Source organism: Roseateles sp. Mitsp63 (assembly GCF_059491535.1).
The window spans coordinates 1,739,186-1,762,383 of record NZ_CP168509.1 but is presented as its reverse complement, the minus strand read 5'-3'; the positions used below and the strand labels follow the sequence as shown (position 1 = coordinate 1,762,383).

21 protein-coding genes are annotated in these 23,198 nt (G+C 69.8%); 13 read left to right on the top strand and 8 right to left on the bottom strand.

The genetic code is table 11. The features are described 5' to 3' along the window. Window positions 1–11 precede the first annotated feature (11 nt). The 7 genes from purH to ruvC all read left to right on the top strand — a co-directional run bounded on the left by purH (window position 12) and on the right by ruvC (window position 7,868). Window positions 12–1,592, top strand: a complete 1,581-nt coding sequence (purH, locus tag ACEN96_RS07700) for a bifunctional phosphoribosylaminoimidazolecarboxamide formyltransferase/IMP cyclohydrolase (protein WP_495587444.1) — start codon at window positions 12–14, stop codon at window positions 1,590–1,592. A 353-nt stretch (window positions 1,593–1,945) separates the two neighbouring features. Then, window positions 1,946–2,470, top strand: coding sequence for a porin family protein (locus ACEN96_RS07695; protein WP_495587443.1), 525 nt, complete (start codon window positions 1,946–1,948; stop codon window positions 2,468–2,470). Window positions 2,471–2,671: 201 nt separating this feature from the next. Then, window positions 2,672–4,081 (top strand): coniferyl aldehyde dehydrogenase, encoded by a 1,410-nt coding sequence (locus ACEN96_RS07690; RefSeq protein WP_495587442.1) that lies wholly within the window; start codon window positions 2,672–2,674, stop codon window positions 4,079–4,081. After that, window positions 4,078–5,685, top strand: a complete 1,608-nt coding sequence (locus ACEN96_RS07685) for a GMC family oxidoreductase (RefSeq protein WP_495587441.1) — start codon at window positions 4,078–4,080, stop codon at window positions 5,683–5,685. The genes ACEN96_RS07690 and ACEN96_RS07685 overlap by 4 nt, the downstream gene beginning before the upstream one ends. A 9-nt stretch (window positions 5,686–5,694) precedes the next feature. Then, window positions 5,695–6,324, top strand: coding sequence for a lysophospholipid acyltransferase family protein (locus ACEN96_RS07680; RefSeq protein ID WP_495587440.1), 630 nt, complete (start codon window positions 5,695–5,697; stop codon window positions 6,322–6,324). Further along, on the top strand, window positions 6,321–7,307 hold the full coding sequence (locus tag ACEN96_RS07675; RefSeq protein WP_495587439.1) for a phosphatidate cytidylyltransferase: 987 nt from the start codon (window positions 6,321–6,323) through the stop codon (window positions 7,305–7,307). Before ACEN96_RS07680 ends, ACEN96_RS07675 begins: the two co-directional genes overlap by 4 nt. Before the next feature lie 12 nt (window positions 7,308–7,319). Next, window positions 7,320–7,868 carry a crossover junction endodeoxyribonuclease RuvC gene (gene ruvC / locus ACEN96_RS07670; RefSeq protein WP_343638861.1) on the top strand — a complete coding sequence of 183 codons (549 nt, stop codon included), beginning with the start codon at window positions 7,320–7,322 and terminating at the stop codon, window positions 7,866–7,868. 68 nt (window positions 7,869–7,936) lie between these two features. Here the strand turns inward: ruvC and ACEN96_RS07665 are convergent, their stop codons facing one another. Both ACEN96_RS07665 and ACEN96_RS07660 read right to left on the bottom strand, forming a co-directional pair. After that, the gene (locus ACEN96_RS07665; protein ID WP_495587438.1) at window positions 7,937–8,443 is read right to left on the bottom strand and encodes a cupin domain-containing protein; all 507 of its coding nucleotides are present in this window, start codon (window positions 8,441–8,443) and stop codon (window positions 7,937–7,939) included. An 85-nt stretch (window positions 8,444–8,528) separates the two neighbouring features. Further along, on the bottom strand, window positions 8,529–8,867 hold the full coding sequence (locus tag ACEN96_RS07660) for a DUF805 domain-containing protein (RefSeq protein WP_495587437.1): 339 nt from the start codon (window positions 8,865–8,867) through the stop codon (window positions 8,529–8,531). A gap of 197 nt (window positions 8,868–9,064) precedes the next feature. On the opposite strand from ACEN96_RS07660, the gene ACEN96_RS07655 reads away from it, so the two are divergent. The 6 genes from ACEN96_RS07655 to ACEN96_RS07630 all read left to right on the top strand — a co-directional run bounded on the left by ACEN96_RS07655 (window position 9,065) and on the right by ACEN96_RS07630 (window position 16,182). Next, window positions 9,065–9,433, top strand: a complete 369-nt coding sequence (locus ACEN96_RS07655; RefSeq protein ID WP_495588574.1) for a COG4315 family predicted lipoprotein — start codon at window positions 9,065–9,067, stop codon at window positions 9,431–9,433. A 128-nt stretch (window positions 9,434–9,561) separates the two neighbouring features. Then, window positions 9,562–10,095, top strand: coding sequence for a sigma-70 family RNA polymerase sigma factor (locus ACEN96_RS07650; RefSeq protein ID WP_495587436.1), 534 nt, complete (start codon window positions 9,562–9,564; stop codon window positions 10,093–10,095). Between the two features lie 10 nt (window positions 10,096–10,105). Continuing rightward, window positions 10,106–11,017 carry an anti-sigma factor family protein gene (locus ACEN96_RS07645; RefSeq protein WP_495587435.1) on the top strand — a complete coding sequence of 304 codons (912 nt, stop codon included), beginning with the start codon at window positions 10,106–10,108 and terminating at the stop codon, window positions 11,015–11,017. 372 nt (window positions 11,018–11,389) lie between these two features. Continuing rightward, window positions 11,390–12,502: an IS481 family transposase gene (locus ACEN96_RS07640; protein WP_495587434.1), complete on the top strand. Its 1,113-nt coding sequence runs from the start codon at window positions 11,390–11,392 to the stop codon at window positions 12,500–12,502. A gap of 157 nt (window positions 12,503–12,659) precedes the next feature. Next, window positions 12,660–14,411, top strand: a complete 1,752-nt coding sequence (locus tag ACEN96_RS07635) for an ABC transporter ATP-binding protein (protein WP_495587433.1) — start codon at window positions 12,660–12,662, stop codon at window positions 14,409–14,411. Next, complete coding sequence (locus tag ACEN96_RS07630; protein WP_495587432.1) at window positions 14,398–16,182, top strand: ABC transporter ATP-binding protein; 1,785 nt, start codon at window positions 14,398–14,400, stop codon at window positions 16,180–16,182. Before ACEN96_RS07635 ends, ACEN96_RS07630 begins: the two co-directional genes overlap by 14 nt. 20 nt (window positions 16,183–16,202) lie before the next feature. On the opposite strand, the gene ACEN96_RS07625 is transcribed toward ACEN96_RS07630, so the two are convergent. The 6 genes from ACEN96_RS07625 to ACEN96_RS07600 form a co-directional block, all read right to left on the bottom strand. Further along, window positions 16,203–16,388, bottom strand: a complete 186-nt coding sequence (locus ACEN96_RS07625) for a hypothetical protein (protein ID WP_495587431.1) — start codon at window positions 16,386–16,388, stop codon at window positions 16,203–16,205. Window positions 16,389–16,407: 19 nt separating this feature from the next. After that, on the bottom strand, window positions 16,408–17,343 hold the full coding sequence (gene lpxC, locus ACEN96_RS07620; RefSeq protein WP_495587430.1) for a UDP-3-O-acyl-N-acetylglucosamine deacetylase: 936 nt from the start codon (window positions 17,341–17,343) through the stop codon (window positions 16,408–16,410). A 24-nt stretch (window positions 17,344–17,367) separates the two neighbouring features. Beyond that, a complete protein-coding gene (locus ACEN96_RS07615) occupies window positions 17,368–19,461 on the bottom strand; it encodes a sensor histidine kinase (RefSeq protein WP_495587429.1) in 2,094 nt (697 codons plus the stop codon). A gap of 292 nt (window positions 19,462–19,753) precedes the next feature. Then, complete coding sequence (gene ftsZ / locus ACEN96_RS07610) at window positions 19,754–20,989, bottom strand: cell division protein FtsZ (RefSeq protein WP_495587428.1); 1,236 nt, start codon at window positions 20,987–20,989, stop codon at window positions 19,754–19,756. 123 nt (window positions 20,990–21,112) lie between these two features. Further along, complete coding sequence (ftsA, locus tag ACEN96_RS07605) at window positions 21,113–22,342, bottom strand: cell division protein FtsA (protein ID WP_067276931.1); 1,230 nt, start codon at window positions 22,340–22,342, stop codon at window positions 21,113–21,115. A gap of 8 nt (window positions 22,343–22,350) precedes the next feature. Further along, entirely contained in the window at window positions 22,351–23,187 is an 837-nt protein-coding gene (locus ACEN96_RS07600; RefSeq protein WP_495587427.1) for a cell division protein FtsQ/DivIB, read from the bottom strand. Between the last annotated feature and the right edge of the window lie 11 nt (window positions 23,188–23,198).

Sequence of the window (23,198 nt, the reverse complement as noted above, 5' to 3'; positions counted from 1 at the left end):
GAGAGCTTCCCATGGCCCAACTCACCGCCCTGATCTCGGTCTCCGACAAGACTGGCATCGTCGAATTCGCCCAGGCGCTGCACGCGCTGAACGTGCGCCTGCTGTCCACCGGCGGCACCGCCAAGCTGCTGGCCGACGCCGGCCTGCCGGTGACCGAGGTCGCCCAGCACACCGGCTTCCCCGAGATGCTGGACGGCCGCGTCAAGACGCTGCATCCGAAGATCCACGGCGGCCTGCTGGCGCGCCGCGACCTGCCCGAGCACGTCGCCGCGATCGAGCAGCACGGCATCGCCGCCATCGACATCCTGGCGGTCAATCTCTACCCGTTCGAGGCCACCGTGGCCAAGCCCGGCTGCACGCTCGAGGACGCGATCGAGAACATCGACATCGGCGGCCCGGCCATGGTCCGCAGCGCGGCCAAGAATTGGAAGGACGTGACGGTGCTGACCGACGCGTCGCAGTACGCGCAGGTGCTCGAGGAGCTGAAGGCCCACGGCCGGACCAGCGACCGCACGCGCTTCGCGGCCTCGGTGGCGGCGTTCAACCGCATCGCGCAGTACGACGCGGCGATCAGCAACTACCTGAGCGCGCGCCTGGACGACGGCACCCAGTCCGACTACCCGGCGCAGATGAACAGCAGCTTCGTGAAGGTGCAGGACCTGCGCTACGGCGAGAACTCGCATCAGACCGCGGCGCTCTACCGCGACCTGTACCCGGCGCCGGGCTCGCTGGTGACCGGCAGGCAGCTGCAAGGCAAGGAGCTCAGCTACAACAACATCGCCGACGCGGACGCGGCCTGGGAATGCGTGAAGAGCTTCGACACGCCGGCCTGCGTGATCGTCAAGCACGCGAATCCCTGCGGCGTGGCCGTCGCGGCGAACGCGGCCGATGCCTATGCGAAGGCCTTCAAGACCGATCCGACCAGCGCCTTCGGCGGCATCATCGCGTTCAACCGCGAGGTGGACCGCGCGGCGGCCGAGCTGGTGTCCAAGCAGTTCGTCGAGGTGCTGATGGCGCCGTCGTTCAGCGCCGAGGCGCGCGAGATCTTCAAGGGCAAGGTCAACGTGCGCCTGCTCGAGATCGCGCTGCCGCCGGGCGGCGCTCGGCCCTGGGACCAGGGCCGCAACGCGCAGGACGTCAAGCGCGTCGGCTCGGGCCTGCTGGTGCAGACCGCCGACAACCACTTCCTGTCCAGGACCGACCTGAAGGTCGTCACCACGCTGCAGCCGACGGCGCAACAGCTCGATGACCTGATGTTCGCGTGGACCGTCGCGCAGTACGTCAAGAGCAACGCGATCGTGTTCTGCGGCAACGGCATGACGCTGGGCGTGGGCGCGGGCCAGATGAGCCGCATCGACTCGGCGCGCATCGCGTCGATCAAGGCGGAGAACGCCGGCCTGGCGCTGGCCGGCTCGGCGGTGGCCAGCGATGCGTTCTTCCCGTTCCGCGACGGCCTGGACGTGCTGGCCGACGCGGGCGCGTCCTGCGTGATCCAGCCGGGCGGCTCGATGCGCGACGACGAAGTCATCGCCGCGGCCAACGAGCGCGGCATCGCGATGGTGTTCACCGGCGTGCGGCACTTCCGTCACTGATCGCCGCGCGCGATCCCGAGGCCGGGCAAGACCTGGCCCCGATCGCCCCTCCCCGTCTCCATGAGCCCGGCCCCGCGCCGGGCTTTTTCATTGGGGCCCGCGTCCGCGACGGCCGAGGGAGTAGCAAGAAGTGATGTGAAGGCGCCGTGAACACTTGTACGCGCGGTGATGGGCAACCCCCACCGATTGGGGTGGGTCATGGGCAGATTCAGGGGCGATGCGTGGTCACATGACAACGTCTTACGCACTTTTTTACCTGATCGTGACGTCTTGCATTGTCGATGGGTGTCAGGCGTTGATACCTTTCGCCCCCGCATCGCTGCGATGCTTATCACTTTGAGAGAAGTATTCCAATGACCAAGATTTCTGTCATCGTCGCTGCCGCCCTGCTGGCTGCTGGCGCCGCTCAAGCGCAAACCCAGACCCAGAACCCGTTCTACGGCGAACTGGGCTACACCTTCGTCAAGGTCAAGGCTGACGGCGGCCCGTCGGCCAAGCCGGGCGCCATCCGCGGCATCATCGGCTACGACGTGCACCCGAACGTCGCCATCGAAGGCATGCTGGCCTTCGGCGTGTCGGACGACACCGTCGACGGCGTCAAGATCAAGATCCCGCACAGCTACGGCCTGTTCGTGACCCCGAAGTACGCCTTCGACCAGTTCGAAGTCTTCGGCCGTCTGGGCTACGCCCACAGCAAGATCAAGGCTTCGGCCGATGGCGAGTCCGGCTCGGAGAGCGGCGGCAGCTTCGCCTACGGCCTGGGTGGCAAGTACAACTTCGACAAGTCGTTCTACGGCGCTGTCGACTACATGCGCTACTACAAGAAGGACGGCGTCAAGGCTGACGGCGTGACGCTGAGCGTCGGCTACCGCTTCTGATCGTTGCGATCGCCTCGCGGCGGTCCAGCGGGGGCTCCCTGGAGCCCGCCTCGAAAAGCCCGGCCCTGGCCGGGCTTTTTCATTGGCGCGCCGCGCTAGTCGCGCCTCTCTAGTCCAGGGTCCGCGCGCTTGGCCGCCGGCGGGATTGCGCATAGCCTCTGGCCACCCCGGCATCGACCAGCACAACGGCGGAGACATCCCATGGACCAAGCCCCGCAAGAGCGCCTGCACCTCCTGCTCGAGCAGCAGCGCGCCGCCTTCGACCGCGAGCGCCTGCCGACGCTGGCGCAGCGCCGCGACCGGCTGCAGCGGCTGCTCGCGATGACCACGACGCATGCCGAGGCGCTCGCCGAGGCGATGTCGCGCGACTTCGGCCACCGCTCGCGACACGAGAGCCTGCTGGCCGACCTCTTCACCGTGCAAAGCGGCGCGCGCCATGCGATCCGCCACCTCAAGCGCTGGATGGCCGTGCGCCGCGCGCCGACCGCGCTGCACTTCCTGCCCGCGGGCAACCGGCTGATGCCGCAGCCGCTGGGCGTGGTGGGCATCGTGTCGCCGTGGAACTACCCCTACTTCCTCGCGATGGCGCCGGCGCTGGCGGCGCTGGCCGCCGGCAACCGCGTGATGATCAAGCCCTCCGAGCTGACGCCGGCCACGTCCGAGCTGATGGCCCGGCTCGTGGCCGAGCACTTCGCGCCCGAGGAGATGACCGTCGTCACCGGCGATGCCGAGGTCGGCAAGGCCTTCACCGAGCTGCCCTTCGACCACCTGTTCTTCACCGGCTCGACGCCGGTGGGACGGCTGGTCGCGCAGGCGGCGGCCCGGCATCTGACGCCGGTGACGCTGGAGCTCGGCGGCAAATCGCCGGCGATCGTGGACCGCAGCGCCGACCTGGCCCTCACCGCGGAGCGCATCGCCTTCGGCAAGCTGCTCAATGCGGGCCAGACCTGCGTCGCACCGGATTACGTGCTCGCACCGCGGGAGCTGGTGGCGCCGCTGGCCGACGCGATCGTGGCCGCGATGCGCCGCCTCTATCCGCGCATCGACGGCAATCCGGACTACACGGCGATCGTCAGCCCGCGCCATCACGCGCGGCTGCGGGGGCTGCTCGACGACGCCCGTGCCCGCGGCGCGACGCTGCGGCCGACGCACGACGACCACCCGGCCGACCGGCGCCTGGTGCCGACGCTGCTGCTGGGCACCTCGCCCGAGATGGCGGTGATGCGCGAGGAGATCTTCGGCCCGCTGCTGCCGATCCTGCCCTACGGCCATCCGTCGGAGGCGATCGCGCATGTCAACGCGGGGGACCGGCCGCTGGCGCTGTACTGGTTCGGCGACGACAAGGCGGCGCGCGACGACGTGCTGGCGCGCACGCTGGCCGGCGGCGTCACCGTCAACGACTGCATCTGGCACCTGGGGCAGGAGGAGCAGCCCTTCGGCGGCGTCGGCGCCAGCGGCATGGGCGCGTACCACGGCGTGTGGGGCTTCAACACTTTCAGCAAGCTCAAGCCGGTGTTCCTGCAATCGCGCTTCGCGGGGACGAAGCTGTTCCATCCCCCCTATGGCAAGACCTTCGAGCGGCTGCTCGGCCTGCTGAAGAAGATCGCATGAGCGCCGCGGGCCTGGACGGCGCCGACATCGTGATCGTCGGCGGCGGATCCGCGGGCGCGGTGCTGGCGGGCCGGCTCAGCGAAGATCCGGCGTGCCGCGTGCTGCTGCTGGAGGCCGGCGGCCGCGGTGACGGCTGGGTCACGGCAACGCCCTTCGCGGGCGTGCTGCAGGTGGCGGCGAAGGTCAACAACTGGGGCTTCGAGACCGAGCCGCAGGCCGGCCTGAACGGCCGCCGCGGCTACCAGCCGCGCGGCAAGGCGCTGGGCGGCTCGTCGGCGATCAACGCGATGGTCTACACGCGCGGGCATCGCAGCGATTACGACGCCTGGGCCGCCGCCGGTTGCACGGGCTGGGGCTACGACGACCTGCTGCCCTGGTTCGTGAAGGCCGAGCGCAACGCGCGCTTCGGCGCGCCATGGCATGGCCAGGACGGGCCGCTGCGGGTCGGCGACCTGCGCACCGACACCCCCGTGCACGGCGCGTGGCGCGAGGCGGCACGCGCGCGCGGCCATGCGGTGCTCGACGACTTCAACGGCCCGGACATGGAGGGGCTCGGCGTCTACCAGGTCACGCAGCACGAGGGCGAGCGCTGGAGCGTCGCGCGGGGCTATCTGCAGCCCCATCTCGGGCGGCCGAACCTGCGGGTGGAGACGGGCGTGCGCGCCCTGTCCATCGCGATGGAAGGCCAGCGGGCCGTGGGCGTCGAGGCGCTGCAGGGCGGCGAGCGCCGAACCTTCCGCGCCGCGCGCGAGGTCCTCGTGTGCGCGGGCGCGCTGCAGTCGCCGCAACTGCTGATGCTGTCGGGCATCGGCGATGGCGAGCAGCTGCGGCGCCATGGGATCGAGGTCCGCCATCACCTGCCGGGCGTGGGCCGCAACCTGCACGATCACCCGGATTTCGTCTTTGGCTATGCATCGGACCGCATCGAGTTGGCCGGCCTCTCGCTGCGCGGCGGCGCGTGGTTCGTGCGGCAGGCCGCGCGCTATCGCCGCGAACGGCGCGGACTGGTCACGAGCAACTTCGCGGAATGCGGCGGCTTCCTGTCGACGCGGTCGGGGCTGCCCGCGCCGAACGTGCAACTGCACCTGGTGCTGGCCTTGGTCGAGGACCATGCGCGCCAGCTGCGCTGGGGGCACGGGCTGTCCTGCCATGTCTGCCTGCTGCGCCCGCGCAGCCGCGGCGCGCTGACGCTCGCGAGCGCCGATCCGATGGCGGCGCCGCGCATCGATCCCGCTTTCCTGCAGGACCCCGAGGACGTGCGCGAGCTCATCGAGGGCTACCGGCTGACGCGCGACCTGATGCGCGCGCCGGCGATGCGGGCGCTCTGGAAGAAGGAGCTGTGGAGCGACGGCGTCGACGGCGATGCGGCGATCGAGGCGCTGCTGCGGCGCCGCGTCGACACGGTCTATCACCCGGTGGGCACCTGCCGCATGGGCCCGGATGGCGATGCGCGCGCGGTGGTCGATGCCGCGCTGCGCGTGCGCGGCATCGATCGCCTGCGCGTGGTGGACGCGTCGATCATGCCGGCGGTCGTGAGCGGCAACACCAACGCGCCGGTCGTGGCGATCGCGGAGAAGGCGGCGGACCTGATTGCCCGGGGATAATCCCGCCCCATGGTCCTAGCCGAAATCACCGGCCTGTTCCTGTCCTGGCTGGCGCGCCTGATCACCGGCGCGCAGGGGCATTGGAAAGGCTGTCCGCCGACGTCGGAACAACGCATCTACTTCGCCAACCATCAGAGCCACTTCGACTGGGTGCTGATCTGGGCATCGCTGCCCTCCGAGCTGCGCTCGCGCACCCGTCCGATCGCCGCGCGCGACTACTGGACCAGCTCGCGCCTGAAGACCTGGATCACCACCGCCGTGTTCAACGCGGTCTATGTCAGCCGCACCCGCGCCACGCCCGACGAGGATCCGCTCGAGCCGCTGGTCGAGACGCTGCAGGGCGGCGACTCGCTGGTCATCTTCCCGGAGGGCACGCGCTCCAACAAGGGCGCGCCGCAGGCCTTCAAGGCGGGCCTGTTCCACCTGTCCGAGCAGTTCCCCGATGTGCAGCTGATCCCCACCTGGATCGACAACGTCCAGCGCGTCATGCCCAAGGGCGAGGTCGTGCCGGTGCCCATCCTGTGCACGGTGACCTTCGGCGCGCCGATCCGCATCGAGCCGGGCGAGGACAAGCGCGCGTTCCTGGAGCGCGCGCGCGCCGCCGTCATGGCGCTGCGTCCGGGAGGGTGGAAGGAATGAGGTGGCTCAAGTCCTTGAACCCGGGCGAGCAGGTCGCCTTCCTGTTCGTCGTGCTGTTCGGCGCGCTGCTGCTGGTCAGCATCGGCTCGGTGCTGTGGTCGCTGCGCGAGCGGCCCGAGCAGGAGCAGGACGCCTGGCAGCGCCGCTGGTCCAACTTCCGCCATGAGCTCAACATGGTGTGGGTCGGCGCCTGCCTGTTCTGGGCCGCGTGGATCTCGGGCCCGGTGGGCGCGACGCTGCTGTTCGGCGTGTTCTCGTTCCTGGCCTTCCGCGAGTTCATCACGCTGCTGCACACGCGCCGCGCCGACCACCGCGGGCTGATCATGGCGTTCTTCGTGATCCTGCCGCTGCAGTACGTGCTGGTGGGCACGCGCCACTTCGACCTGTTCTCGGTGCTGATCCCGGTCTACGGTTTCCTGGCGATCCCGGTGGCCAGCGCGCTGGCGGACGATCCGGGCCGCTTCCTGGAGCGCAACGCCAAGATCCAGTGGGGCATCATGGTCTGCGTCTACGGGCTGTCGCACGCGCCGGCGCTGCTGCTGCTGGAGTTCCCCAAGTACGAGGGCCGCGGCGCCTTCCTGCTGTTCTTCCTGGTGGCGGTGGTGGCCTGCGGGCAGATCGCGCAGGCGATCGCGACCAGCCGCTTCCGCGCCAAGCCGGTGGCGCGCCGCATCAGCCGCTCGTTCACGATGAAGGCGTGGTGGATCGGCGCGTTCGCGGCGGCGCTGGCGGGCGCGCTGCTGTACTGGATCACGCCGTTCAAGGCCGGGCAGGCGGCGATCGCCGCGTTCATCGCGGCGGGCTGCGGCAGCTTCGGCGCGTTCGTGATGCAGGCGCTCAAGCGCGACGCCGGCATCAACGCCTGGGGCAACCGCAGCGCGATCACCGGCGCGGTGGGGCTGCTGGACCGCATCGCGGTGATGTGCTTCGCGGCGCCGGTGTTCTTCCATGCGGTGCGGTGGTATTTCCGCGCCGGGACCTGAGGGGACAAGGCCATGCGCATCCTCGGCATCGACCCCGGTCTGCAGACGACCGGCTTTGGCGTGATCGACGCGGACGGGCCGCGGCTGGCCTATGTGGCCAGCGGCACGATCAAGACGAACGGCCTGCCCACGGGCGACCTGCCTGGGCGGCTGAAGATCCTGTACGACGGCATCCGCGAGGTGGTCTCGCGCTACCAGCCGACCTGCGCGGCGGTGGAGATCATCTTCGTGAACGTGAACCCGCAGTCGACGCTGCTGCTGGGGCAGGCGCGCGGCGCGGCGCTGACGGCGCTGGTGTCCTGCGACCTGCATGTGTCGGAGTACACCGCGGTGCAGATGAAGAAGGCCATCACCGGGCACGGGGGCGCCGCCAAGGCGCAGGTGCAGGCGATGGTGGCGCGGCTGCTGAGCCTGCCGGGCGAGCCCGGCAAGGACGCGGCCGACGCGCTGGGCATCGCGATCATGGACGCGCACGCGCGCGTCTCCTTCGACGCGATGAGCCGCCAGACCACGCTGCAGCGGCGCCAGCACGCGCAGTTCAAGGGCTCGCGGACGTACTGAGCGGGCCGCGCGCGGCGCGCTCGATCAGGGCTCGATCAGGGCTCGATCAGGGCTCGATCAGGACCCGCTCAGGGCTCGCCGTGCCAGTAGTCCAGGTCGCCGCCGAGCTCGCGGATCGCCTCGAAGGGCCGGTCGGCCTTGGACGGGCCGTGCTCCGCCATGAACTTGTTGGAGTCGGGGTAGACGCAGATCTCGGGCTGTTCCATGGTGCTGATGGAGAGGTACTTCAGCGGCGCGGCGGAGGTGTTGATGATGTGGTGCGGGTACTCGGGGCCGGCGGGGATGAAGATCATGTCACCGGCCTTGATGGGCAGCAGCTCGCCGGCCACGCGCAGCGTGCCGGTGCCTTCGAGGACGATGAACATCTCCTCCTGCGCGTAATGCAGGTGGTAGGGGCAGGTGGTCTTGCCGGGCTCGACGATGTCGTAGGAAGCGCCGAGCTTGCGCGCCGCGGTGCCGCGCGCGAGCCGCGCGGAGCGCGCCTCGTACAGCGGCTCGCGCTTGAACGCGGTGAGCTCGGCCTCGTGGAAGTTGCGGATCAGCTGGGCGGCGAGCGCCTTGGCACGGTCGGTCATGCGGGGGTCTCCTTGCGCGACGACGGGGGTGTCGAGCTCACTTGAACTCGGGACCTGAGGCTAGCGCGTCCCGACCAGCCCGTCATCACACCGCCGGCACGCCCGGCGCGTTGCCATAGCGGTTCGGCGCGGTCGGCTGGACGAGCCAGTACAGGATGACGAAGAAGCCGATGACCGGGATCAGGCTGACCAGTTGCCACCAGCCGCTGCGGTCGATGTCGTGCAGACGGCGCGAGGCCGCGGCCAGCGAAGGCACCAGCATCGCCAGCGTGAAGATCAGGCTCAGCGTGTTCGAGACGATGCCCAGCACCAGCGAGCCCAGCACCAGGAACAGGGCGAACCACCAGTACTCGGACCGGCTGGCGGTGCCGGTGAAATCGGCGTACTTGCGCAGGCAGGTCTGGATCGCTTCGGTGAATGTCATGGCACTCTCCCTTCCTCTCATGTGAACATGTCGTCCCCGGATCGGGACCGCCGCATGGTAAGGACCTTCATTCATCGTGGCGATCCCCCTTCATGGCCGAAAGTCAGTTGGAATGTCCCGGGAATAAACGGCCCCCGCGCCGTGTTCATGCCATACCCCCACCCTGTTCCCAACCCAGGAGACCTCGCATGAAGCAGATGTTCAAGTTCGCCGCCGCAGCGGCCCTGTTGGCCGCCGCCGGCCTGTCCGCCGCCCAGACCGCCCCGGCGATGGCCAAGGATGGCGCGCTCGTCGGCGCCAACGACATGACGCTCTACACCTTCGACAAGGACACCGCCGGCTCCGGCAAGAGCGCCTGCAACGGTCCCTGCGCGACCAACTGGCCGCCGCTGATGGCCCGCGCCGAGGACAAGGCCAGCGGCGACTGGTCCATCATCACGCGCGACGACGGCTCCAAGCAGTGGGCCTACAAGGGCAAGCCGCTCTACTTCTGGACCAAGGACGCCAAGCCCGGCGATCGCGGCGGTGAGGGCATCAATCAGATCTGGCACACCGCCAAGCCCTGATCGCGGCGCCGCTTTGGGTGCCTGGCGTCGTTGCAAATCCTCGCCATAGCGCCGCTATGGCTGCGGTTTGCGCCTAGCCAGGCGCCCAAAGCGACACCGCGATCCCTTTGCGCAATCCATCTTGGGTCATGCCTGTGGTCATTGATGAAGCGTTGCCGCTGCTGCCGCGCCTGCGCCGTCACGCGCGGCTGCTGTGCGGCGATGCGGCGCGGGCGGACGACCTGCTCCAGGACACGCTCGAACGCGCGGCCCGCAAGGGCGCGCTGTTCCATGCCGAGCCCGGGCCCTCGCGCCAGGACGCGTTGCGCAACTGGCTGCTGACGCTGATGCACCGCCTCTACCTGAACCAGCGCCGCGACGCGCGCGAGGCGCTGTACGACTCGCTGGACGAGGAGGACGCCGTCCAGCCCCTGGTGCACGAACCGCAGCAGCAGGTCGCCCTGCGGCTGGATCTGGAACGCGCGCTGGCGGCGCTCCCGGCCGCCGCGCGCGAGATCCTGCTGCTGGTCTGCGTCGAGGAACTCAGCTACCAGGACGCGGCGCGCGTGCTCGACGTGCCGGTCGGCACGGTGATGTCGCGGCTGTCGCGCGCCCGCGAGCGGCTGCGTCAGTCGATGTCCGGCGGCGAGGCCGGCCGCGCCCCGCTTCGGGTGGTGAAATGAGCGCCACGCCATGACGCACGACGACGATCACGACCTCGACGAGGCCACCCTTCACGCCTACGTGGACGGCCAGCTCGACCCCGCCCGCGCCGCCGCCGTGGCCGACCGGCTGCTGCGGCATCCGCGTGCCGCGCAGCAGGTGCTGGCGTGGCGCGAGCAGCGCGAATCGCTGCAGGCGCTGCATCGCGAATGGCTCGACGAGCCGGTTCCTTCGCACCTCGCCGCCGCGCTGCGGCCGCCCGAGGCCGCCAACGCGCCGCGCTGGCCGCGCGCCTGGGCCGCGGCGCTGCTGCTGACCGCGGGGCTCGGCGCCGGAGTGGCCGGCGGCTGGGGCGGCCATGCGTGGTGGTACGCCAAGCAGGAAGCCGCGCAGCGCGCCAGCGCCGAGGCCGCCGCGCGTGCCGCCGGCCGCGATCCGTCGGTGCCCGATTACGTCCGCGACGCGGCCATCGCGCATGCCGTCTATCAACCCGAACAGCGCCATCCGGTCGAGGTCGGCGCGGATCAGGCCGATCACCTGATCCAGTGGCTCAGCAAGCGGCTGGGCCAGCCGCTGCACGCGCCGGTGCTGCGCGACTACGGCTGGAAGCTGGTCGGCGGCCGCCTGCTGCCGGCGGGCGATGACGCGTCGCCCGGCGCGCCGCTGGCGCGCGCGCAGTTCATGTACGAGAACGAGGCCGGCGAGCGCTTCACGCTCTACGTCAGCGCCGGCGCGAGCTCGCCCGAGGCGCCGGTGGCCTTCCGCCTGACGCGCCGCGTCGAAGCGGGCCAGACCACGCGCAGCCTCTACTGGATCGACGGAAAGCTCGCCTATGCGCTGAGCGGCAACTTCGACGAGAAACGCCTGCGCATCCTGGCCGACCTGGTTCACGCGCGCATCGGCATGGCGGATCGCTTGCCGGTGAAGCCACCTGCGTCTTAGCTCTTGATCCCCGTCGCAATATCGCCACCGCTGCCTGCGACCCGCCCCCTCTCCCCTGCCCTCTCCCCCCTCGCGGGGGGCGAGGGAGTTCGTGCGCAAAGGCAAGTGCGGGCTGCCCTGTCTTACCCCCTCGCCCCAACGGGGAGAGGGAGGGGAGAGGGGGCTCGTGCCACAGCGCTGCTGCCCTTCGAAGCACCCCCTCTCCCCTGCCCTCTCCCCCCTCGCGGGGGGCGAGGGAGTTCTTGCGCAAAGGCAAGTGCGGGCTGCCCTGTCTTACCCCCTCGCCCCAGCGTGTATGGACCGAGGACATGGGTAACAGGTGTGCCAGGACATGGGTGACACTTTTCCCGCCTAGTCAGCGGGAGGACGAAGTTGCCTTGGAGCCCAGTCACCGTGAAGGACCAACGAGAGGAATTCGTTCGTTTCGCCCGGCAGCCTGATGCCAACATCAGCGAGCTGTGTCGACGCTACGGAATCAGCCGAAAGACCGGCTACAAGTGGCTCGGCCGAGACGATCTGGAGGATCGATCACGGCGCCCCCACGACTCGCCGACTCGCACGTCTGAGCCGCTGCAGGCGCATGTGCTGGCCCTGCGGGCCATGTACCCGGCCTGGGGGGCTCGCAAGATCGCCCATGTGCTGGCTCGCGACCACGGTGTGCAGATCGCCGCGAGCACGGCCAATTGGGTGCTGCGTCGCCATGGTCTGATCGATCCGCACGCCAGCAAGGTCGCCACGAGCTGGCAGCGCTTCGAGCACGAGACGCCCAACGCGATGTGGCAGATGGACTTCAAGGGCCATTTCGCCACCGACTCCCAGCGCTGTCACCCGCTGACCGTGCTGGACGACCACTCGCGCTTCAACGTGGTCCTGCAGGCGCTGGGCAACGAGCGGCTCGAGACCGTGCAACCCGTGCTGCAGCGCGCCTTTGAGCGCTATGGGTTGCCCGAGCGCATCAACGCGGATAACGGCCCGCCCTGGGGCTCACCCACGCGTGGAGCGCTTACCGAGCTGGGCGTGTGGCTCATCCGTCTTGGCATTCGGCTGAGCCACAGCCGGCCGGCACATCCGCAGACCAACGGCAAGGATGAGCGCTTCCATCGCACGCTCAAGGCCGAGCTGCTGGCCTCGCGGCATTTCAAGGACCTGGACGATGCGCAGCATCACTTCAGCCAGTGGCGGCACCTGTACAACTCCAAGCGCCCGCATCGAGCGCTGGACATGGACACGCCGGCGAGTCGCTACACGGGAAACCCGCGCTCAATGCCAAGCATGCTGGCGCCCATCGAGTACGGGGATGGCGACCTGGTGCGCCGCGTCGGCGACGGCGGGCGGATCTGCTTCAAGGGCAGGCTCTACCGTGTCGGCCGAGGCCTCATCGGCCAGCCTGTTGCCCTGAGACCGCATCTTGATTTCGACGGCAGCTTCGACGTCTTCTTCTGCCATCAAAAGGTGCGCTTGATTGACCTGTGCCAGGCCGACTAACCTGGTCCTGACCTGTTACCCATGTCCTGGCACACCTGTCACCCATGTCTCCGGTCCATACACCCAGCGGGGAGAGGGAGGGGAGAGGGGGCTCGTGGCACGGCGCCATTGCCCTGACATCCAGCCGTACAAGAACCGGCGGGCACAATCCGCCGCCATGTCCCTCACACGCCTGATCGCCGGCCACATCCGTGGCCATTGGCGCCCCTACGCGGCCAGCGCGCTGATGCTCAGCACCATCGCCGTCCTGACGGTCTGGATCCCGCGGCAGGTCGGCCACGTGGTCGACGGACTGGTGTCGCACCGGCTCGCCGGCTGGGACCTGATCGCGCAGCTCGGCCTGCTGGTGCTCGCGGGACTGTCCATCTACCTGCTGCGCGTGGGCTGGCGCCTGGCGCTGTTCCGCACCGCGTATGAACTCGGCCGCCAGCTGCGCACCCGCCTCTATGCGCAGCTGACGCGCCAGGGTCCGGCCTTCTTCCACGCGCAGCGCACCGGCGACCTGATGGCGCTGGCGACCAACGACGTCGACGCCATCGAGATGGCCGCCGGCGAAGCGCTGCTCGCCGCCTTCGACGGCTCGCTGACGCTGATCCTGGTGCTGGGGATGATGACCCTCGGCGTGGACTGGCGGCTCGGCCTGGCGGCGCTGGTGCCTTTCCCCTTCATGGCCTACGCGTTCTGGCGCATCTCGACGCAGGTCCACAAGGCCTGGTCCGATTCGCTGTCGCGCTTCTCCGCGCTGAACCAGCAGGTGCAGGACAGCCTGGCCGGCGTGCGCACCGTGCGCGCGCTGGGCCTGGTGCGCCGCAGCCGCGAGCAGTTCGGCGAGCTGGCCCGCGAGGCCGGCGCCGCCGCCTATCAGGCGCAGCGCTGGGAGGCGATGTTCGAGCCCTCCGTCGGCCTGTCGCTCGGCGCGGCGACGGTGATCGCGCTCGGCGTCGGCGCCTGGCTCGTGGGAACGGACCGCATCAGCATCGGCCAGCTCACCGCGTTCACGATGTACCTGGGCCAGTTGATCTGGCCGATGTTCGCGGCCGGCTGGGTGCTGTCGCTGCTGGAGCGCGGCCGCGCCGCCTGGACGCGGCTGCAGCCGGTGCTGGACGCGCCGGCCGGCCTCGTCGACACCGGCACCCGCGAGATGCCGGCCAGCGCGGACCTGGCCTGGGACCGCGTCAGCTTCCAATACCCCGGCATGTCCCGCCCGGCGCTGGAGGACATCGCGCTGACGCTGCCGCCGGGCCGCACGCTGGGCATCGTCGGTGCGACGGGCTCGGGCAAGTCGACGCTGCTGCGCCTGCTGCTGCGCCAGTACGAACCGACCGCCGGCACGGTGCGCCTGGGCGGCCTGCCGGCGCCGGAGATCCGCCTCGACGCGCTGCGCCGCACGCTGGCGTGGGTGCCGCAGGAGCCCTTCCTCTTCTCGGCCTCGGTGGCGGACAACATCGCCCTCGCGCGCCCCGACGCGACGCGCGAGCAGATCCTGGCGGTGGCCGAGCTGGCCGCCGTGCACGACGACATCGCGCGCCTGCCGCAGGGCTACGACACGCTGGTGGGCGAGCGCGGCGTGACGCTGTCGGGCGGGCAGCGCCAGCGCGTCGCGATCGCGCGGGCGCTGCTGGCCGAGGCGCCGGTGCTGCTGCTCGACGACGCGCTGTCCGCCGTGGACAGCGGCACCGAGACGCAGATCCTCGACCACTGGCGCGAGCTGCGCCAGCGGCATCCGGAGCGCAGCCTGGCGGTGGTGAGCCACCGGCTGTCGGCGGTGATGGAGGCCGACGAGATCGTGGTGCTGAAGCAGGGCCGCATCGTCGAGCGCGGCCGCCACGGGGACCTGATCGCGCTGGGCGGCTGGTATGCCGGCCAGTGGCGCTACCAACAACTGGAGGCCAGCCTTGACGCTGCCTGAGACCGCGTCCGCCGCGGACCGCAAGAACAGCGGCGAGCACTCGCCGCGCGAGGCGCTGGCGCTGCTCGCGCAGGCCGCCGCGCCGGAACGCCGCGGCCTGATCAAGGGCCTGGGCTGGCTGGTCGCCGCCGCGGCGCTGGAGGCGATCGGGCCCATCCTGGGCAAGCGCTTCATCGACGCGCACGTGCTGCCGCGCGACTTCGCGCTCGGCCCGATGGCGCTGCTGCTGGGCACGATGCTGCTCGCCGGCTGGTCGGCGAGCCTGCTGCGTTACGCGCAGCTGCGGCGCATGGCCTCGGTGGCGCAGCGCTCGGTGCTGCGGCTGCGCGAGCAGGTCTACGCGCATGTGCTGGCGCAGCCGATGGCCTTCTTCGACCGCAGCATCACCGGCCAGTTGCTCAGCCGCATCACCAACGACACGGACGCGGTCAACAACCTGTACCGGCAGGTGCTGTTCGTGATGCTGGACTCGACGATCGTGGTCGCTGGCGCGCTGGTCGCGATGGCGTGGCTGGACTGGCGGCTGATGCTGATCGTGCTGGCGCTGGTGCCGGCGAGCTCCGGGATCATCTGGCTCTACCAGCGCGCCAGCAGCGGCCCGGTGCAGCGCGCCCGCGCGCTGCGCGCCGAGCTCAACGCGCAGATGGCCGAGAGCATGGCCGGCATGGCGATGCTGCAGTCGGCGGGCGCCGCGCGGCGCTTCGCGGCGCGCTACGAGGCGGCCAACCAGGCGCAGCTGCAGGCGCGCGTGCAGGAGCTGCGCGCCAACGCCTGGCTGCTGCGGCCGGCGCTGGACCTGCTCAACGTGCTGCTGATCGTGACGGTGATCTACGGCTTCGGGATGCGGGAGCTGTCCGGCCTCGAGGTGGGACTGCTGTACGCCTTCCTCGCGTACATCGCGCGCGTGGTGGAGCCGCTGATCCAGATCACGATGCAGTTCAGCCAGCTGCAGCAGGCGCTGGTGGCCGCGTCGCGCGTACGCGCGCTGCTGCGCGAGCCGTCGGAGCCGCGCGCCTTCCAGCCGGGGCTGCGCATCGGCGCGGGCGCGATCCGCTTCGAGCATCTGCGGTTCGCCTACAAGCCGGAGCAGCCGGTGCTGCGCGACCTGGACCTGGACATTCCGGCGGGGAGCTTCGTCGGCATCGCGGGGCACACGGGTTCGGGCAAATCGACGCTGCTGGCGCTGCTGCTGCGCTTCTACCAGCCGCAGCAAGGGCGCATCCTGGTCGATGGCCAGCCGCTCGAGCAACTGCCCGACGAGACCTTCCACGACGCGCTCGGACTGGTGCCGCAGGAGCCGTACCTGATCGCGGGCACGGTACGGGAGAACATCCGCATGGGCCGCGCGATTCCGGACGAGAAGCTCGAGCAAGCGGCCAGGGCGGCGCGCGCGCATGAGTTCCTGTCCTCGCTGCCGCAGGGCTACGACAGCCGGCTCGGCGACGGCGGGCTGGCGGTGTCGACGGGGCAGAAGCAGCTGATCGCGCTGGCGCGGGCGCTGGCGGGGGATCCGCGGATCCTGCTGCTGGACGAGGCCACGGCCAACATCGACAGCGCGACGGAGGCGCAGGTCGGCGAGGCGCTGCGCGCGCTGCGAGGCCAGGTGACGGTGATCGCGATCGCGCACCGGCTGTCGACGATCCGCGAGGCCGATCAGATCGTGGTGCTGAACCACGGGCATCTCGATGAACGCGGCACGCACGACGAGCTGATGACGATCGAGGGCGGGATCTATCAGCGGCTGGTGCAGTTGCAGGCGCTGGAGGAGTGAGCGGGTTTCCGGCGAGCCACTCACACCAGCAGGATCAACCGCTCCAGGATCAGCACCGCGAAGAAGCCGATGCCGGCGATCACGGTCCACTTGATCAACAGGATGCCGCGGCGGCGCCAGATCGGCTGTTTCGTGCCGATGTAGACGGCGAAGCACAAAAGACCCGCCACCAGCAGCAGCGCGAAGACGAGTCGGAAAACCAGCACCTCGATCCGTCCTCGCCGCTCACCACGCCGGCGCCAGCTCGGCGAACCCCGCCGGCGCGTCGCGCTCATCCTCGAAGGTCACGATCTCATAGGCCTGCGCGTCCGCCAGCAGCTCGCGCAGCAGCAGGTTGTTCAGCGCGTGCCCGCCCTTGAACGACGTGTACGCCGCCAGGAGCGGATGCCCCACCACCTGCATGTCACCGATCGCGTCCAGGATCTTGTGCTTCACGAACTCGTCGTCGTAGCGCAGCCCCTCCGCATTCAGCACCCGGTAGTCGTCCACCACGATCGCGTTGTCCATGCTGCCGCCCAGCGTCAGCCCGCGCGAGCGCATCAGCTCGATGTCCTTGGTCATGCCGAAGGTGCGCGCCCGCGCGATCTCGCGCTTGTACTGGCCGCTGCCCATGTCGAACACGTAATGCTGCCCCGTCGCCGACACCGCCGGGTTGTCGAACTCGATCTGGAAGCTCAGCGTGTAGCCGTGATGCGGCACCAGCTTCGCCCACATCAGGCTCTTGCCCTCCCCACGGCGCACCTCCACCGGCTTCTTCACCCGCAGGAACTGCTTGGGCGCGTTCTGCAGCTCGATGCCCGCGCTCTGCAGCAGGAACACATAGCTCGCCGCCGAACCATCCAGCACCGGCACCTCGTCCGCGTTGATGTCGATCAGCAGGTTGTCGATGCCCAGCCCCGCGCACGCCGACAGCAGATGCTCGATCGTCTGCACCTTGGGCTGGCCCGGATCGCCGCCCGGGCTGATCGTCGTGGCCATGCGCGTGTCGCAGACGCTGTGCGTGTTCACCGGAATGTCCACCGGCTGCGCCAGGTCGACGCGGCGGAACACGATGCCGGTGCCCGGCGCGGCCGGACGCAGCGTGATCTCCACCTTCTGGCCGCTGTGGATGCCGACCCCGACCGCGCGGGTCAGCGATTTGATGGTGCGTTGCTTGAGCATGGGCCGCATTCTCCCAAAACGGGCTCAACCCTGCTGCAGCACGGCCTCCCGGTCCGCCCGCGCCACCGGCAGCCGCAGCGTCACCACCGTGCCATGCCCCGGACTGCTGTCCACCCGCAGCAGCCCCCCCAGCACCTTCGCCCGCCGCTGCAGCCCGCGCAGCCCGCGCCCCTGCGAGATCGCCCCGACATCGAAACCCTCGCCATCGTCCTCGACGCGGATCTCCACACGCCGGCCCAGATCGCGCGTGACCACCCGCACCCGCGTCGCCCGCGCATGCTTCAAGGCATTGGTCAGCGCCTCCTGCATCAGCCGCAGCACATGCAGCGCGTCCGGCGGCTCCAGCCAGTCCAGCGGCGGCAGGTCGTGCACGTCCCACTCCAGCTTGAGCCCGCCCAGCTGCAGCCGCTTGCCAAGCCGGTAGCGCATCGTCGCCAGCAGCGACACCAGGTCATGGCCGACCGGCTCCAGCGAATCGATCACCAGCCGCAGGTCGTCGACGCACTCGCGCAGCACGTCCACCACCTGCTCCTGCGGCATCGAGCCCTGCTCCACCGCCACCATCGCCGACAGTAGCGACGAACCCAGCCCATCGTGCATGTCCTGCATGATCCGCTGCCGCTCCAGCAGCAGCGCCTGCTGGCGCTCGACCTCGCGCAGCTTGTCGTGCTGCGCGCGCAGCTCCACGCTCTGCTCGTCCAGCCGCTGCGCCAGCTCCTCGTTGGCACGCTCGACGCCGCGCAGCGCCTCGATGTAGCGGTACTGCACCGCATACAGGAAGCTCGCCAGGATCACCAGCGTCGCGAACGGCATCAGGTAGACATGCTCCGGCCACCACCAGCCCGCCAGCAGCCCCAGGTCGTGCACGCCCAGCACCACGCCGATCACCAGCGCCGCCGCCATCACGCGCAGCTCGCGCGTGCCCTGCCGCCACGCGATGCTCGCCACGAAGGCCGTCCCCGCCAGCCCCACCACCGCGTTGCAGATGTGCAGCAGCACCAGCGCGTCGAAGCCGCGCCCCCACATCGGCATCGATGCCAGGCTGGACACCAGCACGAACAGCGCCATGCCGCGCTCGAAGCGTGCGAAGCGCTGTCTCGCGAAACGCAGCGCGAAGAGGAAGGTCAGCAGCATCACCCACGCCATCGACGCATGCGTGACCCACCAGAACCACTCCAGCGCGTCGCGCGTGCGCGGCAGGTCCAGGTGGTAATGCAGGTTGCGCACCAGCCAGGCCACCGTCGCCAGCGAGAACAGCAGGTAGGCCGGGTCCTCGCGCCGCTTCAGCCACAGCACGAGCGCGAACAGCCCCAGCGTCACCAGCGTCAGCCCGGTCGCCTGCGGCACGCCGATCTGCAGCACCCAGCGGCGGTCGTGGCGCGGCTCGAGGTCCTCGCGCGCGCCCAGCCAGACGCTGGACACCGAGTAGTAGCCCGCCTGCATCACCGGCACCGCGATGACGACCTCGATCTCGCGCGCCTGCTGGATCTCGGTCAGCGCCGAGGGCAGCACCACCCACAGCGGCCGCACCCATTGCTCGCGCGCGCCGGACTGGTTGTCGAAGACCGGCCGCCAGCCGTCGTCGGTCTTCACCAGCACCGCCGCCGCCAGCGCCACCAGCCGCGGCATGTAGAGCGCGACGCTGGTCGGCCAGCGGCCGCTGGGCGCGGCGTAGCGCACGCGGTACCAGCGCATCTGGAAGCGCGCGTCGCCCGGGGAGCCGGTCGCCTCGCGCTGCTGCACCTCCGGCAAGGTCACGCGGTGCCACGCGGCGTCCTCCAGCGGCGGCAGCAGCGCCTGCGGCAGCGCGCCATCGCGGCCGTCCATCACGCGCAGCGCGCGCCACCAGGCCTTCAGTTGATCCTGCGTCCAGTCACTGGTCGCGACCTCCGCCTCGGTCGCGCGCTGCGCGCCACCCCCAGGGCCGCTGTCAGGCACCGGCCGCGCCGGACCGAGCGGCGACGTGCGCGAGACCTGCGCGTGCGGCGCCGCCTGGGTGGCGGCCTGGGTGGCGGCCTGGGTGGAGGCCTGCGTCGTCTGGGCCGCGGCCAGCGGCAGCAGCCCCAGCGCCGGGAGCAGTGCCAGGAGCAGCGCCAGCACGGCCCGCATCAGGAACATCAGCGGCCTCGGCGCCCGCCGCGGCGGCGGGGCGCACCCGTCCCCCGCCCGCCGCGCGCCCGCGACCGGCCGACTCGACGCCGACATCCCGACCTCACGCTGGACCATGCATCCGCTCTGTCTTGTGATGGGGCGCCAGTGTGCCGAACTTCACCGGCCCGCACGAGCGTTCATTTGCAACATCAGCCCCCCTCGGATGGGGGCGCTCCAAGCCGCGCCAACGAAAAAAGGCCATGCCCCCCGCACGGGGGCATGGCCTTGAAGCTGATGGCGTTCGAGTGAGCGGTCGGTCTCAGTCCGCCTGCTTGCGCAGGAAGGCCGGGATCTCGATCTCGTCCATGCCGTTGGACGACAGCGCCTCGACCTTGGCGGCCGCCGTGCGGCCATGGCGCCAGACGCTGGGCACGCTCATGCCGCCGAAGTCGGACGCGCTCATCGGCGCGGCGGCGGGCGAGCCCTGCGCGGCGGCCGAGCCCGGCATCACCACCGGCTGCGTCAGCACCGGCATGTTGTCGGTGCCGGTGCGCAGCTGCGGCTGCTGCACGACCAGCTGCGGCTGCTGGCGCGCCGAGGCGCGCTGGCTCAGGCCGGTCGCGATCACCGTGACGCGCAGCTGGTCGCCCAACGATTCGTCGTAGGCGGTGCCGTAGATGATGTGCGCGTCTTCAGCGGCGTAGCGCTTGATCGCGGTCATCGCGTTGCGGCTCTCGGCCAGCTTGAAGTTGTTGCGGCTCGCCGCGATCAGCACCAGCACGCCGCGCGCGCCGGACAGATCGATGCCTTCCAGCAGCGGGCAGGCCACGGCGCCTTCGGCGGCCTTGCTCGCGCGGTCCGGACCGGCCGCGACGGCCGTGCCCATCATCGCCTTGCCCGGCTCGCTCATCACGGTCTTGACGTCTTCGAAGTCGACGTTGACCAGACCCGGCATGTGGATGATGTCGGAGATGCCGCCGACCGCGTTCTTCAGTACGTCGTTGGCGTGCGCGAAGGCCTGGTCCTGCGTGACGTCGTCACCCAGCACTTCCAGCAGCTTGTCGTTCAGCACCACGATCAGCGAGTCGACATTGGCCTCGAGCTCCTGCAGCCCCAGGTCCGCGGCCTTGCCGCGGCGGTTGCCTTCGAACTCGAACGGCTTGGTGACCACGCCGACGGTCAGGATGCCCATCTCCTTGGCCACGCGCGCGATCACCGGCGCCGCGCCGGTGCCGGTGCCGCCGCCCATGCCGGCGGTGATGAACAGCATGTGCGCGCCGGTGATGGATTCGCGGATGCGGGCTTCCGCTTCCTCGGCCGCGGTCTTGCCGACCTCGGGTTTCGCGCCGGCGCCCAGGCCGGTATGGCCCAGTTGCAGGAGTTGATCGGCCTTGGAGCGATTCAGGGCTTGGGCATCCGTGTTGGCCACGATGAATTCCACGCCCTGGACACCTTGGCTGATCATGTGCTCGACCGCGTTTCCGCCGCCGCCGCCCACGCCGATCACCTTGATCTGGGTGCCCTGATCAAACTCTTCGATCATCTCGATCGCCATATCAAACCTCCTGTCCATATTGTGCAGTTGCCATCAGCAAAATAGAAGTGGGATCGGCCCTTTTTTAGGGGGCAAAACCCTCGAACGTCGTAAAGAAAAGCTGAGCCGGTGAGTTCCAGCTTCTTAGAAATTCCCCAGGAACCAGTCCTTGGCGCGGCCGAACAAGGTCTTCACGGACCCTGCCTGCTGCGCCGCCTTGAATCCCCGCGTGCGCGACAGCCGCGCCTCTTCCAACAATCCCATGACGGTCGCCGAGCGGGGATTGGCGACCATGTCGAACAGCGCGCCGTTGTAGGTCGGATTCCCGCGGCGCACCGGTTTCAGGAAAATGTCCTCGGCCAGTTCAACCATCCCCGGCATGACCGACGACCCGCCCGACAGGACGATTCCCGAGGACAGCAGTTCCTCGTAGCCGGATTCCCGGATGACCTGGTGGACGAGCGAGAAAATCTCCTCGACCCGCGGTTCGATGACCCCCGCCAGCGCCTGTTTGGACAGCATCCGCGGCGCGCGATCGCCCAAACCCGGCACTTCGACCTGGTCGGCCGGATCGGCCAGCAATTGCTTGGCCACGCCATGCTCGACCTTGATTTCCTCCGCATCCTTGGTCGGGGTGCGCAGCGCCATCGCGATATCGCTGGTAATCAGGTCGCCGGCGATGGGAATCACCGCCGTATGGCGGATCGAGCCGCCGGTGAAAATCGCCACGTCGGTGGTGCCGGCGCCGATATCGACCAGCGCCACGCCCAGGTCGCGCTCGTCCGAGGTGAGCGCCGCCAGGCTGGAGGCGCTGGGATTGAGCACCAGCTGCTCGACCTCCAGGCCACAGCGGCGCACGCACTTGACGATGTTCTCCGCCGCGCTCTGGGCCCCGGTCACGATATGGACCTTGACCTCCAGGCGGCCGCCGCTCATGCCGATCGGTTCCTTGACCTCATGGCCGTCGATGACGAATTCCTGAGGTTCCACCAGCAGCAGGCGCTGGTCATTCGGGATATTGATCGCCTTGGCGGTTTCCACCACCCGCGCGACATCCACCGGCGTGACTTCCTTGTCCCGCACGATGACCATGCCGGTCGAGTTCTGACCGCGGATATGGCTGCCGGTAATCCCGGTGTAAACCCGCGAAATGCGGCAGTCGGCCATCATTTCGGCCTCTTTCAAGGCCTGCTGGATGGACTGGACGGTGGCATCGATATTGACCACGACGCCGCGCTTGAGCCCGTGACTGGGCGCCACGCCCAGGCCGGCAATGCGCAATTGGCCGTCCCCCATGACCTCCGCGACCACCGCCATGATCTTGGCGGTGCCGATGTCCAGCCCGACGACCAAATCCTTGTATTCCTTGGCCATGCCAGTCCTCAATTCTTCTTGGCGCCCTTGGGCGCGGTGGTAACCGTCGTCACGCCCGCCAGGCGGACCGCATATCCGGCCTCGTGCCGCAGGTCGGCCGATACCAGCGAGCTGCGGTACCGGGCGGTGATCTGGGGCACGCTGGCGATGAATTGCCCATATCGGGCGACGACCTCGGCCTCGCTGCCCCGGCCGAGTTCAACGACCGCTCCCTTTTCCAGCGTGGCCTTCCAGGACCCGCGCCCCGACAAATCCAGCCGGGAGACGCCCTCGTCCAGTTTCAGGTGGGTCATCGGATCGAGTTGCCGCCACATCGACAGCATCGCCCCGGACGATTTCGCCGGCCCGGCCAGGGTGGGCAGGTCCTCGTCCTCGACATCGCCCAGATTCGCCTCGAAGACCTCGCCGAAACTGTTGACCAGCCGGGTATCGACGACCGCGTCCGAATCGGCGTCGGCGTTCTCGGCCTTGGTTTCCCAATAGGCGGCGGGGCGGTGCTCCTCGAGCGTGACCACCAGGTGCAGCGGCCAGACGCGGCGCACCGCGGCGTGCCGCACCCAGGGCACGGCCTCGAAGGCGGCGCGCGCCTGCAGCAGGTTCATCGTCAGGAAGTTGCCCGACAGCCGCGGCAGCGCATTGGCGCGCAGCGACGCGCTGCTGTTGCGGCTGACGTCGCCCTCGACCGTGATCGAGCGGATCGAGAACGCCGGCTGCCGCGCCAGCCAGTGCAGCCCCACCGCCGCCGCGGCCAGCGCGAACGCGGCCAGCAGCAGTCCCGCGACGCCGTTCATCACGCGGATGTCCGGCGGCAGCGGGGCGGCGGTGTGGGTGAAGGTGGCGCCCATGGCGGTGGCTC